17 protein-coding genes are annotated in these 15,648 nt (G+C 73.7%); 7 read left to right on the forward strand and 10 right to left on the reverse strand.

Going from position 1 to position 15,648, the window contains the following annotated elements; translation table 11 throughout:
* Positions 1-30: 30 nt before the first annotated feature.
* Genes XF36_RS15395 through XF36_RS15410 form a run of 4 tightly spaced genes read left to right on the forward strand, consistent with a single transcriptional unit; the run spans position 31 to position 4,341 of the window.
* On the forward strand, positions 31-993 hold the full coding sequence (locus tag XF36_RS15395) for a carbohydrate ABC transporter permease (RefSeq protein WP_145981377.1): 963 nt from the start codon (positions 31-33) through the stop codon (positions 991-993).
* Positions 990-1,862 (forward strand): carbohydrate ABC transporter permease, encoded by an 873-nt coding sequence (locus XF36_RS15400; RefSeq protein WP_060712518.1) that lies wholly within the window; start codon positions 990-992, stop codon positions 1,860-1,862. Before XF36_RS15395 ends, XF36_RS15400 begins: the two co-directional genes overlap by 4 nt.
* A gap of 46 nt (positions 1,863-1,908) precedes the next feature.
* Complete coding sequence (locus XF36_RS15405) at positions 1,909-3,246, forward strand: ABC transporter substrate-binding protein (RefSeq protein WP_060712519.1); 1,338 nt, start codon at positions 1,909-1,911, stop codon at positions 3,244-3,246.
* Positions 3,247-3,261: 15 nt separating this feature from the next.
* Positions 3,262-4,341: an ABC transporter ATP-binding protein gene (locus XF36_RS15410; protein WP_060712520.1), complete on the forward strand. Its 1,080-nt coding sequence runs from the start codon at positions 3,262-3,264 to the stop codon at positions 4,339-4,341.
* A gap of 188 nt (positions 4,342-4,529) precedes the next feature.
* On the opposite strand, the gene XF36_RS15415 is transcribed toward XF36_RS15410, so the two are convergent.
* The gene (locus XF36_RS15415; RefSeq protein WP_060712521.1) at positions 4,530-5,516 is read right to left on the reverse strand and encodes a malate dehydrogenase; all 987 of its coding nucleotides are present in this window, start codon (positions 5,514-5,516) and stop codon (positions 4,530-4,532) included.
* A gap of 98 nt (positions 5,517-5,614) precedes the next feature.
* Between XF36_RS15415 and XF36_RS15420 the strand changes: the two genes are divergently transcribed.
* Positions 5,615-6,805, forward strand: coding sequence for a DUF418 domain-containing protein (locus XF36_RS15420; RefSeq protein ID WP_064485618.1), 1,191 nt, complete (start codon positions 5,615-5,617; stop codon positions 6,803-6,805).
* 93 nt (positions 6,806-6,898) lie between these two features.
* Here XF36_RS15420 and XF36_RS15425 read toward each other — a convergent pair whose 3' ends face one another.
* Positions 6,899-7,231: a hypothetical protein gene (locus XF36_RS15425; protein WP_060712523.1), complete on the reverse strand. Its 333-nt coding sequence runs from the start codon at positions 7,229-7,231 to the stop codon at positions 6,899-6,901.
* 288 nt (positions 7,232-7,519) lie between these two features.
* Here XF36_RS15425 and XF36_RS15430 point away from each other — a divergent pair, with 288 nt between their 5' ends.
* Positions 7,520-7,744, forward strand: a complete 225-nt coding sequence (locus tag XF36_RS15430; RefSeq protein ID WP_060712524.1) for a hypothetical protein — start codon at positions 7,520-7,522, stop codon at positions 7,742-7,744.
* Positions 7,745-7,764: 20 nt separating this feature from the next.
* Here XF36_RS15430 and XF36_RS15435 read toward each other — a convergent pair whose 3' ends face one another.
* The 5 genes from XF36_RS15435 to pyk are packed head-to-tail and all read right to left on the reverse strand — an operon-like array spanning position 7,765 to position 12,665.
* Entirely contained in the window at positions 7,765-8,244 is a 480-nt protein-coding gene (locus XF36_RS15435; RefSeq protein ID WP_020627508.1) for a CoA-binding protein, read from the reverse strand.
* On the reverse strand, positions 8,241-9,572 hold the full coding sequence (locus XF36_RS15440; RefSeq protein ID WP_060712525.1) for an O-acetylhomoserine aminocarboxypropyltransferase/cysteine synthase family protein: 1,332 nt from the start codon (positions 9,570-9,572) through the stop codon (positions 8,241-8,243). Before XF36_RS15440 ends, XF36_RS15435 begins: the two co-directional genes overlap by 4 nt.
* Positions 9,573-9,590: 18 nt before the next feature.
* A complete protein-coding gene (locus tag XF36_RS15445; protein WP_060712526.1) occupies positions 9,591-10,301 on the reverse strand; it encodes a dienelactone hydrolase family protein in 711 nt (236 codons plus the stop codon).
* Positions 10,298-11,215, reverse strand: a complete 918-nt coding sequence (locus XF36_RS15450; RefSeq protein ID WP_060712527.1) for an acyl-CoA thioesterase — start codon at positions 11,213-11,215, stop codon at positions 10,298-10,300. The genes XF36_RS15445 and XF36_RS15450 overlap by 4 nt, the downstream gene beginning before the upstream one ends.
* A 25-nt stretch (positions 11,216-11,240) precedes the next feature.
* Positions 11,241-12,665 carry a pyruvate kinase gene (gene pyk, locus XF36_RS15455; RefSeq protein ID WP_060712528.1) on the reverse strand — a complete coding sequence of 475 codons (1,425 nt, stop codon included), beginning with the start codon at positions 12,663-12,665 and terminating at the stop codon, positions 11,241-11,243.
* 93 nt (positions 12,666-12,758) lie between these two features.
* Here pyk and XF36_RS15460 point away from each other — a divergent pair, with 93 nt between their 5' ends.
* A complete protein-coding gene (locus XF36_RS15460; RefSeq protein WP_060712529.1) occupies positions 12,759-13,127 on the forward strand; it encodes a VanZ family protein in 369 nt (122 codons plus the stop codon).
* A gap of 76 nt (positions 13,128-13,203) precedes the next feature.
* Here XF36_RS15460 and XF36_RS15465 read toward each other — a convergent pair whose 3' ends face one another.
* The 3 genes from XF36_RS15465 to trpC all read right to left on the reverse strand — a co-directional run bounded on the left by XF36_RS15465 (position 13,204) and on the right by trpC (position 15,614).
* Positions 13,204-13,842: a DUF2461 domain-containing protein gene (locus XF36_RS15465; RefSeq protein WP_060712530.1), complete on the reverse strand. Its 639-nt coding sequence runs from the start codon at positions 13,840-13,842 to the stop codon at positions 13,204-13,206.
* Positions 13,839-14,750 carry a prolipoprotein diacylglyceryl transferase gene (gene lgt, locus XF36_RS15470; protein WP_145981631.1) on the reverse strand — a complete coding sequence of 304 codons (912 nt, stop codon included), beginning with the start codon at positions 14,748-14,750 and terminating at the stop codon, positions 13,839-13,841. The genes XF36_RS15465 and lgt overlap by 4 nt, the downstream gene beginning before the upstream one ends.
* A gap of 72 nt (positions 14,751-14,822) precedes the next feature.
* A complete protein-coding gene (gene trpC / locus XF36_RS15475) occupies positions 14,823-15,614 on the reverse strand; it encodes an indole-3-glycerol phosphate synthase TrpC (RefSeq protein WP_043281760.1) in 792 nt (263 codons plus the stop codon).
* Between the last annotated feature and the right edge of the window lie 34 nt (positions 15,615-15,648).

Consider the following 15,648-nt stretch of genomic DNA (forward strand, 5'->3'; position numbering starts at 1 on the left):
CGTTCGCCCCTGCGACAGACGTGAGGTCACGTGACGTCCACTCCCACCCGGGCCGCCCCGGCGTCGACGGCGCCGGGTACGACCCCGCAGCCCCCGCCACGGCGACGGCGGCGCTTCACCGCCCGGGACCGGCACGACTTCTGGGTGTTCCTCGCCCTGGTGCTCCCCAACGCCGCCCTGATCATCGTCTTCGCCTACCGGCCGGTGATCGAGAACGTCCGGTACTCGCTGCTGAACTGGACCCTCGGCTCGCCGTCGGCCACGTTCGTCGGCCTCGACAACTACGTCACGTTCCTCAGCTCGCCGTCGTCGGCGGGGATCCTGTGGACGACGCTGGTGTTCACCGTGGTCACGGTCGGCGGCTCGATGGTGCTGGGCCTGCTGATCGCACTGGCACTCAACCGGCGGGTGCCCGGCACCGGCGTGGCCAGGGCGGCGGTGTTCTCCCCGTACGTGCTGTCGGGGGTCGGCGTCGGGCTCGTGTGGCTGTTCGTGTTCGACCCGTCGATCGGGGTGCTCGGCGCGGTCGTCCGCACCGTCGGCGGGACCGCCCCGGACTTCTTCAACGACCCGACGATGTCGCTGGCGATGATCTGCATCGTCTACGTCTGGAAGAACATGGGCTACGCCGCGGTGATCTACCTGGCGGGTCTGCAGTCGATCCCGAGGGACCTGCTGGAGGCGTCCGCCCTGGACGGGGCGTCCACGACTCGGACGTTCTTCCGGGTGGTGCTGCCGCTGCTGTCGCCGGTCACCTTCTTCCTGGTCGTGACGAGCGTGCTGAACTCGCTTCAGGCCTTCGACCTCATCCGGATCATGACCCCGCTCGGGCAGGGCACGACGACCCTGATCTACGAGGCCTATCTGCAGGCGTTCGGGGCGAGCAACCGGGCGGGCTACTCCGCGGCGGTGTCGACGGTCCTGTTCGCGCTGCTGGTGGTGTTCACCCTGGTCCAGCTGCGGTGGATGGAACGGCGGGTGCACTACGCATGACCACCACCCCCGTCCCGCAGCGCTCCCGCGCACTCACCCCGCGGGCCCTGTTCGAGGTCGTGACCAGCGCCTACGTTCCGCTGCTGGTGGCCGTGCTGGTCGTGCTGTTCCCGCTGCTGTGGATGACGCTGTCGTCGTTCAAGCCGCTGACCGAGATCATCACTCAGACCCCGGCGCTGCTGCCGTCCGCGCCGACGACGGAGAACTACGCCACCGTCGCCGAGCGCCTTCCGTTCGGCCGGGTGTTCCTCAACTCGGTGCTGGTCACCGTGGTCGGTGCCGTGCTCAAGGTGGCGCTGGCCGTGTTCACCGCCTACGGGCTGGTGTTCGTCCGGTTCCCGTTCAAGAACTGGATCTTCGCCGGGCTGCTGGTGACTCTGATGGTGCCGCCGCAGGTGGCGCTGCTGCCCAACTACACGCTCATCACCGCGCTCGGCGGCGCGGACACGTACTGGGGCATCATCCTGCCCGGTCTCGGGACGGCGTTCGGCACGTTCCTGCTGCGCCAGCACTTCCGCACGCTCCCGCCGAGCCTGCTGGAGGCCGCGGAGCTCGACGGTGCCGGGCACTGGCGCCGGCTCACCCGGGTGGTGCTGCCGGTGTCCGCACCGACCGTCGCCACCGTCGCGCTGATCACCATCGTCTACGAGTGGAACGACTACCTGTGGCCGCTGGTCATCGTCTCCGATCCGCAGATGATGACCCTGCCCGTAGGGCTCACCCTGCTGGCCAACGTGGACAACCGGGCGGCCGCCTACGGCCAGCTCATGGCCGGCTCGGTCGCCGTGATCGTGCCCGTCCTCATCGTCTTCATCGCGCTGCAGCGCCACATCATCGCCGGCCTCACCCAGGGCGCGGTCAAGGACTGACCGCGGCCGTCACCCGGTCCCGCTCCTCCCGAAAGGACGCCACCCCATGATCCCGTCGCTCGACCGTCGCGGATTCCTCAAGGTCGCCGGCATCGCCGGTGCCGCCGCGGCGCTGGCCGCCTGCGGTGGACCGTCCACCAGCGGCGGCGGCCCCGCCGACGTGCCGGAGATCGACTACGCCGGTGTGCAGCCGGCGAGGGAGGTCACCTGGTGGACGAACAACCCCGGTGGCTCCGAGACGGTGTCGCGGCAGATCATCGCCGCCTACCAGCAGGCCACCCCGGGCACGACGGTGAGCCTGGTGACCGCGGGCGCGAACTACGAGGAGATCGCGCAGCGCTTCCAGACCGCGCAGGCCGGCGGCGGCTCGCAGCTGCCCGACCTCGTCGTCCTGTCCGACGTGTGGTGGTTCCGCTACTACATGCAGCGCTCCATCGTGCCGATGGACCCGCTGATCGCCGCGACGGGCATCGACACCGCCGACTACCGGCAGCAGCTGATCGAGGACTACCGCTACGACGGCAAGCTCTGGGCCCTGCCCTGGGCGCGTTCGACGCCGATCTTCTACTACAACAAGGCGCACTGGCAGAAGGCCGGCCTGCCCGACCGCGCGCCCGCGACCTGGGCCGAGATGGCCGAGTGGGGGCCGAGGCTGCAGGCCGCGGGCACCGGCGCGCAGAAGGCGTACCAGCTCCCCGCCCTGGCCGACTACGCCGGCTGGTCGTTCCAGAACAACCTCTGGGGCGAGGGCGGTGCCTGGTCGAACGAGTGGGACGTCACCTGCGACTCCCCCGAGGCCGTCCGGGCGATCTCGGCCCTGCAGAACGCGGTGACCTCGGGCTGGGCGGGCGTCGCCGCGACCGACGGCACCACCGACCTGGGTGCCGGGGCGGTGTCGGCGACGGTCGGGTCCACCGGTTCGCTGGTCACCGTGCTCGACGCCGCGCGGTTCGACGTCGGCGCCGGGTTCCTGCCGGCGGGCCCGGTCGCCGGTCCGGTCTGCCCGACCGGGGGCGCCGGCCTCGGCATCCCGGCCGGGATCCCCCCGGAGCGCCAGCTCGCCGCCGCGAACTTCGCGAAGTTCCTGACCAGCCCGGAGAACACCGTGCTGTTGTCCCAGGCCACCGGCTACCTGCCGCTCCGGACCTCGGCGGACACCGGTCCGCTTCTCGCCGAGACCCCGCTGCGCGAGGTCGCCCTCGACCAGCTCGACCGCACCCGCACCCAGGACCGGGCACGCGCGTTCCTCCCGGGCGCCGACCAGGAGATCGCGCGGGCCTGTGCCAACATCCTCAACCAGCGGGCCGACGTGCAGAGCGAGCTGACCACGCTCAGGGGCACGTTGAACGGCATCTTCGACACCGACGTGAAGCCCAACATCTGATGGCGGGACGCTGACATGGCAACGGTCACCTACGACTCGGCGACGCGGATCTACCCCGGGTCGGACACCCCCGCCGTCGACGAGCTGGACCTGGAGATCGCCGACGGCGAGTTCCTCGTGCTCGTCGGGCCGTCCGGCTGCGGGAAGTCGACGTCGCTGCGGATGCTCGCGGGTCTGGAGGACGTCGACGCCGGCGCCATCCGGATCGGCGACCGCGACGTCACCGACGTCCGGCCCAAGGACCGCGACATCGCGATGGTGTTCCAGAACTACGCGCTCTACCCGCACATGACGGTCGCCGCGAACATGGGCTTCGCGCTGACCAACGCGGGCCGGCCGCGCGACGAGATCGCCCGCCGCGTCGCCGAGGCGGCGAAGATCCTCGACCTGGAGGGACTGCTGGACCGCAAGCCGCGTGCCCTGTCGGGCGGGCAGCGTCAGCGGGTCGCGATGGGCCGCGCGATCGTGCGCGAGCCCGCCGTGTTCTGCATGGACGAGCCGCTGTCCAACCTGGACGCGAAGCTGCGGGTGTCCACCCGGACCCAGATCGCCTCCCTGCAGCGGCGCCTGGGTGTCACCACCGTCTACGTCACCCACGACCAGGTGGAGGCGATGACGATGGGCGACCGCGTCGCGGTGCTGTCGGGCGGGGTGCTGCAGCAGTGCGCCGCCCCGCGCGAGCTGTACGAGCGCCCGGTGAACGCCTTCGTCGCCGGGTTCGTGGGGTCACCGGCGATGAACCTGGTGACGGGGCCCACCGGCACCGACGGGTCGGTGTCCCTCGGCGGGGTGCGGATCCCGGTGCCCGGCGGGTCGTCGGAGACGGTCACGGTCGGCATCCGGCCGGAGGACCTGCGCCCCGCCGGGGCCGGGGACGGGCTGGAGGTGACCGTCGACGTCGTCGAGGAGCTGGGGGCCGACGCCTACGTCTACGGCACCCTCACCGAGGCCGCGGGACACGACGGCGCCGGGACGACGCTGGTGGCCCGGGTCGACGCGCGCACCCCGCCGGAGCGCGGGACCCGCCTGCGCCTGGTCCCCGACCCGGACCGCACCCACCTGTTCGACGGCGGCACCGGCGCCCGCCTGGGGTGACCCGACCCGGGCGGTCCCCCGCTCCCGCGCGGTGATCACCGGTGCGCGCGTGTCCGGACGCGCGCGGCGCGGATCACCGCGCGGATCGGCGATCACCGGTGCGCCGGGTGGCCGGCGGGAACGGCTCCGGACGCACCGCGGCCCCGCACCCGTGACGGGTGCGGGGCCGCGGTGCGTGTGCGGTCGGTTCAGATGAGGCCGAGCTTGGCGACGGTGTCGCGCTCCTCGACCAGCTCCGCGACGCTCGCGTCGATCTTCCCGCGGGAGAACTCGTCGATCTCCAGGCCCTGGACGATCTTCCACGCGCCGTTCTCGGAGGTGACCGGGAACGAGGAGATGATGCCCTCGGGGACGCCGTAGGAGCCGTCCGACGGGATCGCGGCGGAGGTCCAGTCGCCGGCCGGGGTGCCGTTGACCCAGTCGTAGACGTGGTCGATGGCGGCGTTCGCGGCCGACGCGGCCGAGGACGCGCCCCGGGCCTCGATGATCGCGGCGCCGCGCTTGGCGACGGTCGGGATGAAGTCGTTCTCCAGCCACTCCCGCTCGACCTGCTCAGCGGCGATCTTGCCGCCGACCTCGGCGTGGAAGAGGTCGGGGTACTGGGTGGCCGAGTGGTTGCCCCAGATGGTCAGCTTGCTGATCTCGTCGAGGCCGACGCCGAGCTTCTTCGACAGCTGCGCCAGCGCGCGGTTGTGGTCGAGGCGGGTCATCGCGGTGAACCGCTCGGCCGGGACGTCCGGCGCCGCGGCCTGGGCGATCAGGGCGTTGGTGTTGGCCGGGTTGCCGACGACCAGGACGCGCACGTCGTCCGCGGCACCGGCGTTGATCGCCTTGCCCTGCGGGCCGAAGATGCCGCCGTTGGCCTCGAGCAGGTCGCCGCGCTCCATGCCCTTGCTGCGGGGACGGGCACCGACGAGCAGCGCGACGTTGGTGCCGGAGAACGCGGCGTTCGCGTCGTCGAAGATGTCGATCCCGCGCAGCAGCGGGAAGGCGCAGTCGTCGAGCTCCATCGCGGTGCCCTCGGCGGCCTTCACGGCCTGCGGGATCTCCAGCAGGTTCAGCGTGACTGGGGTGTCGGGCCCCAGCAGCTGCCCGGAGGCGATCCGGAAGAGCAGCGCGTAACCGATCTGGCCAGCGGCTCCGGTGACGGTAACGGTAACGGGGGTAGCAGACACGCCCCGGACCCTAGCCCCGTTCGCGCCTGCGTACCGCGACGGGGAGCACACCCACCGCCATGCGTGGCACGAACCACACCGCCGGTAGCGTGCGGGCGATGCGTGACGTCCCGGTGACCGGTCGTGCACCGGCGCCGGACCTGGCCCGCGGCGCGGCGCTGCTGCTGATCGCCGTGGCGAACGCGCACACCTTCGTCACCCACCGGGGCATCGGGGTGCGCACCTACCCGCTCGACCCGACCGGCGTCGACGCCTGGCTCGCCGCGGTGCAGCTGACCCTGGTCGACGGCCGGGCCTACCCGCTGTTCGCGCTGCTGTTCGGCTACGGCATCGCCGGGCTCGCCCGCCGCGCGGCCCGCGCCGGTGCCGGGCCCGACCAGGTGCTGGCCCTGGTCCGGCGCCGGGGCGGGGCGCTGTTCGCCGTCGGCGCCGCGCACGCGGTGCTGCTGTGGCACGGGGACTTCGTCGCCGCCTACGGCCTGATCGCCGTGGTGCTCGCGCCGGTGCTGGTCCGCGGGTCGACCGCGGTGCTGGTGCTCACCGGCGTGGCCGCGACGACGCTGCTGGCGGTGCTCTACGCCCCCGTCGCGCTGACCCGGTCCGACGCGGCGTCGGCGTCGCCGTCGCTGGTCGCACCGGACGTGGTGTCCGCGGCGGTGGAGCGCTTCGGCGAGTGGCTGTTCGGCAACCTGCTGATCAGCGCGGTCGGGCTGGCGGGGGCCGCGGTCGCGGGGGTCCTCGTCGCCCGGGCCGGCTGGCTCGACGACCCGGCCCGGCACCGTCGCGCGCTGCGCCGGGTCGCCGTCGCGGGGATCGGGGCCGGGGTCGTGGGCGGCCTGCCGCTGGGGCTGGTCGCCGCGGGGGCGTGGACGCCGTCGGCGCCGGTCGCGCTCGTGGTCGGGGTGCTGCACGCCGTCACCGGCCACGCCGCGGGCGCCGGGTACGCGGCGCTGGCCGGGCTGGTCGTCGCGCGACGGACACGGTCCGCCGGAGCGGCGCCGGGCGGGTGGGTGATCCGCGCGCTGGTCGCGCTGGGGCGGCGCTCGCTGAGCGGGTACCTGGCGCAGTCGGTGGCGTTCGTGGCCCTGTTCCCGGCCTGGACGCTCGGGCTCGGCGCGGGCCTGCCGCTGTGGGCGGCGACGCTGTGCGGGGCCGGGGTGTGGCTGGTGACCGTCGTCGTCGCCGTGGTCGCCGGGCGCCGAGGCCACCGCGGCCCGGCCGAGGTGCTGCTGCGCCGGCTGACCTACGGCCGCACCCCGGCTCCCGCACACCGCCCCGCCGGACCATAGTCGCCGGGAGTGGACGCCGGACGCACCCCGCTGCGCTCTGAACTCCACTCCCGGCGATCATCGTGCGGTGCGGGCCCGCGGGCGGGTGGCGGTCTAGGCTCCCGACATGAGCGGCACCGACCCCGCTGACCGGCCCGGACCGGACGAGCCGGCGCGGCCGGACGTGCGCGGGTCGGCCGGGGCGACGCCGTCGTGGCAGGGCGCCCCGGGTTTCTCCCGGGTGGCCCCGGCGTCGTCCGGCCCGGTGGAGGTCCCGCCGCACGCCCCGCTGCCCGGCGCGCCGCCGTACCCACCGGGCACGGAGCCGGAGCCGGCCCCGGTCACCGCCCGGTCACCGGAGCTCCCGGGCGTCGCCGCCGTGCTCCCCCGCTGCGTGGCCGCGGCGGCCGGCTGGGTGGCGGTGGCGCTGCTGCTGGCCCTGGTCACCGGGGTCGGGTCGTGGCCGCTGCGCGGGCTCGCGCTGCTCGTGCCGTGGGGGCTCGCCGCCCTCGCGCTTGGTGTTCCCGGCCCGGCGCGGGGTCGGCCCCGGCGGGCTCGTGGCACTGGCGTTCGCCCCGTTCTGGCTGGTCCACGCCGTGCTGGTCGGTCTGCTCGGCTGGTGAGACCGGCCCGGTGCGGCCCGGCCGTCGTCCGGCGACCCCCTCTCCCGAATGGCGCCGGGGCACTGCGTCACGCCATGATGCCGATCACCCACTCCCCACAGAGGAGGTCCTCGTGGAGAATCACGACCCGCAGGTGCTGCCGATGGCCGACGTCGCCGATCGGTGGGTGGTGCGGTGCGACTGCGGGTGCGGGCTCCTCACCCAGTACGCCTCCCGGGACGAGGCCGAGGACGCGGCGGCACAGGCCCGGGAGGAGGCCGGCCCCCCGACCGCGCGGGAGCAGGCGATCGAGGAGGTCGTCGAGGACGACGGCGAGCGGGCCCCCGAGCGGATCTGACCGTCGTGCCCCGGGCGGGATCAGTCCCGGCGCCGCGAGGTGATCACGCCGGTGTCGAAGCCGGCCAGGTGCAGACCGCCGGCGAAGCGCGCGTGCTCCACCTTGAGGCACCGGTCCATCACCACGGTCAGGCCCGCGGCCTCCGCGCGACGGGCCAGCTCCTCGTCGAACAGGCCGAACTGGAGCCAGAACGTCGACGGCGTCGGGTCCAGGGCGAGGACCTCGTCGAGCACCCCGCCGAGGTCCTCGGGGCGGCGGAAGACGTCGACCAGGTCCGGCACCACCGGCAGCTCCGCGAGCGAGGGGTACACCGGGCGCCCGAGGATCTCCGGTGCGTTCGGGTTGACGAAGTACACCTCGAAGCCGGTCGAGGCCAGCAGGTAGGTGGCGACGAAGTTGCTGGCCCGGGCCGGGTTCGGGCTCGCCCCGACGACGGCGACGGTGCGGGTGTCGCGCAGGATCTGCTGGCGCCGCCACGCGGGCGGGTTCTCCCAGGTCACGAGCTCTCCTTCTGCGAGGCGGCCAGCGCCTGGTCGAGGTCCCAGACGATGTCGTCCGGGTCCTCCAGACCGACCGAGATCCGGATCATGTCCTCGGGGACGCCTGCGTGCTCCAGCTGCTCGGTGGTGAGCTGCTGGTGGGTGGTGGACCCGGGGTGCAGGACGAGGGTCCGGGCGTCGCCGACGTTGGCGAGGTGGCTGCACAGCTGCACCGCCTCGATGAACCGCGCCCCGGCCGCCCGGCCGCCGCGCACCCCGAACGCGAACACCGCGCCCGGCCCCGCGGGCAGATACCGGCGAGCCCGCTCGTGGTGGCGGTGCGACGGCAGCCCGGGGTAGGTCACGTACTCCACCCGCGGGTCGGCCTCGAGCCACTCGGCGACCTTCTGTGCGTTCGCCACGTGCGCCTCCATCCGCTGCGGCAGCGTCTCGACGCCCTGCATCAGCAGGAACGCCGAGTACGCCGACAGCGTGGCGCCGACGTCGCGCAGCTGCTCGGCACGCAGCTTGGTGAGGAACCCGAGCTCCTGGAAGTTGCCCCACCAGGTGAGTCCGCCGTAGGACGGGACCGGCTCGGTCATCCCGGGGAAGCGGCCGTTGCCCCAGTCGAAGCGGCCGGACTCGATCACCACACCGCCGAGGGTGGTGCCGTGCCCGCCGAGGAACTTCGTCACCGAGTGGATCACGATGTCCGCGCCGTGCTCCAGCGGCCGGCACAGGTACGGCGTCGCCAGCGTCGCGTCGATGATCAGCGGGAGCCCGGCCGCGTGCGCGACCTCGGCGAGCCCGGCGATGTCGGCGACCTCGCCGCCCGGGTTGGACACGACCTCGGCGAACACGAACTTGGTGTCGGCGCGGATCGCGGCGGCGTAGTCGGCCGGGTCGGTGCCCGGCACGAAGGTCGTGTCGACGCCGAAGCGGCGCAGCGTCACGTCGAGCTGGGTGATGGTGCCGCCGTAGAGCCCGGCCGCGGCGACGGCGTGGTCGCCCGCCCCGGCGAGGGCGGCGAAGGTGAGGAACTCGGCGGACTGCCCGCTGGCCGTGCACACCGCGCCGATGCCACCGTCCAGGCTGGCCAGGCGCTCCTCCAGCGCCGACACCGTCGGGTTGGCGATCCGGGAGTAGATCAGCCCGTACTTCTGCAGCGCGAACAGCGCCGCGGCGTCGTCGGTGTCGCGGAAGACGTAGCTGGTGGTCTGGTGGATCGGCACCGCGCGCGAGCCGGTCGCCGCGTCCGGCACCGTCCCGGCGTGCACGGCCCGGGTGCGGAACCCCCAGGCCCGGTCCGACCGGTCGTCGCGCTCGCTCGGTCCAGATGGTTCGCTCACGTCCCCATCCTGCCCCTCCTACAGGTGATCGTGCAGGAAGGCCCGCACCCGCTCGGTCGCGTCCGTCGCCGAGGGCTCGTGGTATTCCGCGTGCAGCGGCGAGCGCCGCGCCAGCGCCCCCGTCACACCCGGGGTGCGGGTCATGAACGAGTGGCCCGCCCCGGGGTAGACGACGACGTCGTGCGGGATCCCCCGCTCCTCCAGGTCGGCCCCGAGGCGCTGCGGGTAGCCGTCGGCGAACTGCGCGTCGCGCTCCCCGAAGCTGGCGACGACCGGGCAGACCGGTTCCACCGCGACGCCGGCGCGGCCGTAGAACGGCACCGCGACCCGGTACAGGCCGGTCCGGGACAGCAGCATCGCGAACCCGCCGCCCATGCAGAACCCCATGACGCCGATCCGGTCGCGGTCGACGGTCGGCTGGTCGGCCAGCCAGCGCCGCGCCGACTCGCAGTCGCCGAGCGCGGCGCCGCGTCCGGTGGCCATCGTGGTGACGGTCGCGGCGATGCACAGTGGCCGGACCTGGCCCCGGGCGAACAGGTCCGGGATCAGCACGGTGTAGCCGTCGCGCGCGAACTCCCGCGCGATGCGGCGCATCTCACCCGTCATCCCGAAGATCTCGTAGATCATCACGATCGCGGGGCCGGGCGTGCCGGACTCCGGGCGGACCAGGAGGCCGGGCAGCCGCCCGCCGTTGACGCTGGGCAGCGAGACCTCGGACTCGACGGTCACCGGCGGTCCTCCCGGCCGGGACGGGGGACCCGGACGAGCCCCTCCTGCATGGTGGTGGCGACCAGGCGGCCGTCGGCGGTGAAGAACCTCCCGCTCGCGAGCCCGCGCCCGCCGGACGCGGCCGGGGAGAAGCAGGAGTAGAGCAGCCACTCGTCGGCGCGCAGCGGCCCGTGGAACCACATCGCGTGGTCCAGGCTCGCCATCTGCAGGCCGGTGCGGGGCACGTCGTGCCGGGCGACGACCGATCCGAGCAGGGTGAGGTCGCTGGCGTAGGTGAGCAGGCAGACGTGCAGCAGCGGGTCGTCGGGCAGCTCGCCGTCGGCCCGCAGCCAGAGCCGCATCGGATCGTCCGACGGGCCGGGGTGGTCCTGCGACCACGACGGCTCGTCGATCAGCCGGATGTCGAGCGGGCGGGGCAGCCCCGCCATCCAGCCGCCGTCACCGCGCGCTGCGCGGGTCCCGAGGTCGTCGACGGCGTCGGGCTCGGGGACGCCCGCCGGCATCGGCTGGGAGTGCTCCAGGCCCTTCTGCGGCAGCTGGAACGACGCCGACAGCGAGAAGATCGCCTCACCGCGCTGGATGGCGAGCACCCGGCGGGTGGTGAACGAGCGGCCGTCGCGGACCCTCTCGGTCTCGTAGACGATCGGGATGCTCGGGTCCCCCGGCCGGATGAAGTAGGCGTGCAGCGAGTGCACGCCGCGGTCGGCGGGCACGGTGCGGCCCGCGGCCACCAGCGCCTGCCCGGCGACCTGCCCGCCGAACACCCGGGGCAGCGAGACCGGCGGGCTGACCCCGCGGAACAGGTTGTCCTCCAGCCGCTCCAGGTCCAGCAGCGCGACCAGGTCGTCGAGGACGGCCTGGCCGCGCGGTTCGCCGTCGGCTGCGGTCTGCGCGGTTGCGGAATCGGCACTCACGGTCGGTGAGTATGCCGAACCGGGGTCAGGCGTGGTCGTCCTCGCCCAGGCGGTGCACCCGGATCAGGTTGGTCGAGCCGACCGTGGAGGGCGGCGAACCGGCGACGACGACGACCAGGTCGCCCGGCTTGAACCGGCCGATCGACAGGATCGCGTGGTCGACCTGGCGGATCATCGCGTCGGTCGAGTCGACCCTGTCGACCAGGAACGTCTCCACGCCCCAGGTCATCGCGAGCTGGCTGCGCACCGCGGGCTCGGGGGTGAAGGCCAGCAGCGGGAGCCGGGTGTGCAACCGGGCCAGGCGCCGCACGGTGTCCCCGGACTGGGAGAACGCGACCAGCGCCCGGGCCGAGAGCCGCTCGCCGATGTCGCGGGCGGCGTAGGACAGCACGCCGCGCTTGGTGCGGGGCACGTGGTTGAGCGGCGGCACGTCGGCCGGTCCCGCCTCCACCGCCTCGATGATCTCGGCCATCGTCCGCACGGTCTTGATCGGGTACCGGCCGACGCTGGTCTCTCCGGACAGCATCACCGCGTCGGTGCCGTCGAGCACCGCGTTGGCGACGTCGGACGCCTCGGCCCGGGTCGGCCGCGAGCTGGTGATCATCGAGTCCAGCATCTGGGTCGCGACGATGACCGGCTTGGCGTTCTCCCGGGCGATCTGCACGGCGCGCTTCTGCACCAGCGGCACGTTCTGCAGCGGGAGCTCGACGCCGAGGTCGCCGCGGGCGACCATGATCCCGTCGAAGGCCAGCACGACGGCCTCGAGGTTGTCGACGGCCTCGGGCTTCTCCAGCTTGGCGATCACCGGGACGCGGCCGGCGCCGGTGTTGTCCATGATCTTGTGGACGAGGTCGATGTCGGCGGGGCTGCGCACGAACGACAGCGCCACGACGTCGACCCGCAGCGACATCGCGAACTCCAGGTCCGCGACGTCCTTGTCCGACAGGGCCGGCACAGAGATGTTCATCCCCGGCAGCGACAGGCCCTTGTTGTCCGAGACCGGGCCGCCCTCGGTGACCTTGCAGACCACGTCGTCCCCCTCGACGGCCACGACCCGCAGGCCGACCTTGCCGTCGTCGACGAGCATCCGGTCGTCGACCCGGGCGTCCTGGGCGAGGCCCTTGTAGGTGGTCGAGACCTGGTCGTGGGTGCCGGCGCGGTCCTGGACGATGATCCGCACCTCCTCCCCGGTGCGCCACTCGGTGGGACCGTCGGCGAAGCGGCCGAGGCGGATCTTCGGGCCCTGCAGGTCGGCCAGGATGCCGACGGCGCGCCCGGTCGAGTCGGCGGCGTCGCGGACCATCTCGTAGACCCGCTTGTGGTCGGCGCGGTCCCCGTGGCTGAAGTTGAGCCGGGCCACGTCCATGCCCGCTTCCACGAGGTCACGGATCCGGTCCGGGGTCGCCGTGGCCGGTCCGATGGTGCAGACGATCTTGGTTCGACGTGTCACGGCTATCAGGGTAGCGGTGTCTGGAACGATCAGGACGACGGGAACCCGGCCTGTCGGTGTCCGGTTCGACGGTGTTCATCCGGAGGATCGGCGGTGGAGCAGACTGGGGGCGTGCGCGTCCAGCCGTTCATCCTGTCGGTCCTGTTGAGCCTGGTCATCCTGTTCACCCCGGCGTCCGGGGTCCCGACGGCACCTGCGGGCACCGACAAGCTCGTCCACCTGCTGCTGTTCGCGCTGCTGGCGTGGACCGGGCGGGCCGCCGGGATCCGGGTGTGGCCGCTGCTGGGCGGGCTGGTCGCCTACGCGGCGGCCTCGGAGGTCGCGCAGGCGCTGCTGCCGATCGGGCGCAGCGGGGACGTCCTCGACGCGCTCGTCGACGTCGCCGGGGCGGCGCTCGGGCTGGGGCTGACCGTGCTGGTGGCCCGACGGCGACCGGGCCGCGAGACGTCGTCGCGGCTCTGAGGCGGGGCGGCCCCTTCCTCCGACGGTCCTGCACCGATGCTCCGGGCGCGCCGAGCCCCACGGCCGCGGCCCCGGGTCAGCGCCGCGGGAGCTCGCTGGGGCCGACGTGGTCGTCGAGCCACTCGGTGACCGGGCGGGTCGCCCGCCACACCCTGCGGACCCGCTCACGGGCCCGCGGGCCGTGCAGCACGTCGTCCGGCGGCCAGTGCCGCGCCACGTAGAGCCCCGTGTGCCGCAGCAGGTCCAGCCGCGGGTGGTCCGGGTCGGTGCCGCGCGGCCGGGTCTTCAGGGTCGCACCGTCGACGGTGAGCCCGGCGGCGCGGGCGGTGTCGAGGCGGGCCCGCAGGTCCTCGCCGCGGCGCTCGTCGTCGACGCTCTCGCGGTAGCGGGCCAGCTGGTCGGGCGCCAGGTGGTAGTAGCCGCCGGCCGCGAGCATCCCGTCGGCGGACACCTCGACGTAGAACGGCTCGGCGAAGCCCCCGCAGTGGGTCTTGTACGGAGTCTTGTCCGCGGCGAAGCGCACGTCGCGGTAGGGGCGGAACACCTTCCCCGCCCCGAACTCCGGTTCGAGGTCGGCGAGCAACGCCAGCATCGGGCCGCGGACGTCGTTCTCGTAGACCGCACGCTGGTCGGTCCAGTACGCACGGGAGTTGTCGGCGAGCAGGCCGTCGTAGAACTCGACGGCGCCCTCACCGAAGCCCGCGAACGCGCTCACGCGTCTTCGCGCTCCTGGGGGCTGCCCTGCTGCCCGGGCCCGGCGGTGTCCGCCGGCTCGGGGGCGACGTACTCCTCGCGGCCGCGACGGGCGAAGGCGACATAGAGCACGGCCCCGACGAACACCACGGCCGCGACGACGACGTTGATCCGGACGTCGCCGAAGACCCGCGTCGCCGGGTCGGTGCGCATGAGCTCGATGAAGAACCGGCCGAGCGTGTAGCCCGCGACGTACAGGCCGAAGACCCTGCCGTGGCCGAGCCGGAACCGGCGGTCGGCCAGCACGATCAGCGCGGCGACGACGAGGTTCCACAGCAGCTCGTAGAGGAAGGTGGGGTGCACGACCGCGATCGGCGTCGGGTCGAGTGCCACACCGCCGAGCGGGTCGTCCAGCCCGGTCGCGGGGTCGACCCGCCGGTAGATCTCCAGCCCCCAGGGCAGGGTGGTCGGGCCGCCGTAGAGCTCCTGGTTGAACCAGTTCCCGAGCCGTCCGATGGCCTGGGCGACGATGATGCCGGGCGCGACCGCGTCGGCGAACAGCGGCAGCGGGACGCCGTGCCGGCGGCAACCGATCCAGGCCCCGACCCCGCCGAGCGCGATGGCGCCCCAGATGCCGAGCCCGCCGTTCCAGATCTCCAGCGCGCCCCACGGGTTGCCGCCGGGGCCGAAGTAGGTCCGCCAGTCGGTCGCGACGTGGTAGAGCCGCCCGCCGAGCAGGCCGAACGGCACCGCCCACACCGCGACGTCGAGCACCGTCCCGGCCCGCCCGCCGCGCGCCTGCAGCCGGCGCTCGCCCCACCACAGGGCGACCGCGATGCCGGCGATGATGCACAGCGCGTACGCCCGGATCGGGATCGGGCCGAGGTGCCAGACACCCCGGTCCGGGCTGGGGATGGACGCCGGGAGCACGCCGGGCAGTGCGGTGGGCAGTGCGGTGGGCAGTGCGGTGGGCAGTGCGGTGGCGAGCGTGACGAGCACGGATCAGCCGCCGTTCCGGCTGCAGGACGGGTGGAACCCGGCCGCGACCAGACCGCGGACCGCGGCCGCCGGGTCCCCGCTGGTCACCAGGCCCTCGCCGACCAGCACCGCGTCGGCGCCCCATCCCGCGTAGGTCAGCAGGTCACCGGGGCCGCGGACGCCGGACTCGGCGACCTTGAGCACGTGGGACGGCAGGCCGGGCGCGATCTCCCCGAAGACCGACCGGTTCACCTCGAGGGTGTGCAGGTTGCGGGCGTTGACACCGATCAGCGTGGCGCCGGCCTCCAGGGCGCGGTCGCACTCCTCCTCGGTGTGCACCTCCACCAGCGGGGTCATCCCGAGGGACTCGATGCGGTCCAGCAGCGAGGCGAGCACCGGCTGCTCCAGCGCGGCGACGATCAGCAGCACGACGTCCGCGCCGTGCGCGCGGGCCTCGTGCACCTGGTACGGCGTGACGACGAAGTCCTTGCGCAGCAGCGGGGTGTCGACCCGGGCGCGGACGGCGTCGAGGTCGGCCAGGGATCCGCCGAAGCGGCGCTGCTCGGTGAGCACGCTGATCACCCGCGCACCGTTGGCGGAGTAGGCCTCGGCGAGGTCGGCCGGGTCGGGGATGTCGGCGAGCGACCCCTTCGACGGGCTGGCCCGCTTCACCTCGGCGATGACGCCGACGCCCGGCTCGCGCAGGGCCGCCATCGCGTCCCGCGGGGGCGGCGCGGCCGCGGCCCGCCGCTTGATCTCGGCGAGGTCGACGACGCTCTCGCGCACGGCGAGGTCCTCCCGGACCCCGTCCACGATGGCCTCGAGGACGCTGGGTACGCGACCCGGAGTC

It is taken from the genome of Pseudonocardia sp. HH130629-09 (genome assembly GCF_001294645.1).
Taxonomy (GTDB): domain Bacteria; phylum Actinomycetota; class Actinomycetes; order Mycobacteriales; family Pseudonocardiaceae; genus Pseudonocardia.

Bases quoted from the DNA above. Each gene is read 5' to 3' on its own strand.
- XF36_RS15400 (WP_060712518.1), top strand. From the start codon at position 990: ATGACCACCACCCCCGTCCCGCAGCGCTCCCGCGCACTCACCCCGCGG.
- XF36_RS15410 (WP_060712520.1), top strand. From the start codon at position 3,262: ATGGCAACGGTCACCTACGACTCGGCGACGCGGATCTACCCCGGGTCG.
- XF36_RS15405 (WP_060712519.1), top strand. From the start codon at position 1,909: ATGATCCCGTCGCTCGACCGTCGCGGATTCCTCAAGGTCGCCGGCATC.
- XF36_RS15420 (WP_064485618.1), top strand. From the start codon at position 5,615: ATGCGTGACGTCCCGGTGACCGGTCGTGCACCGGCGCCGGACCTGGCC.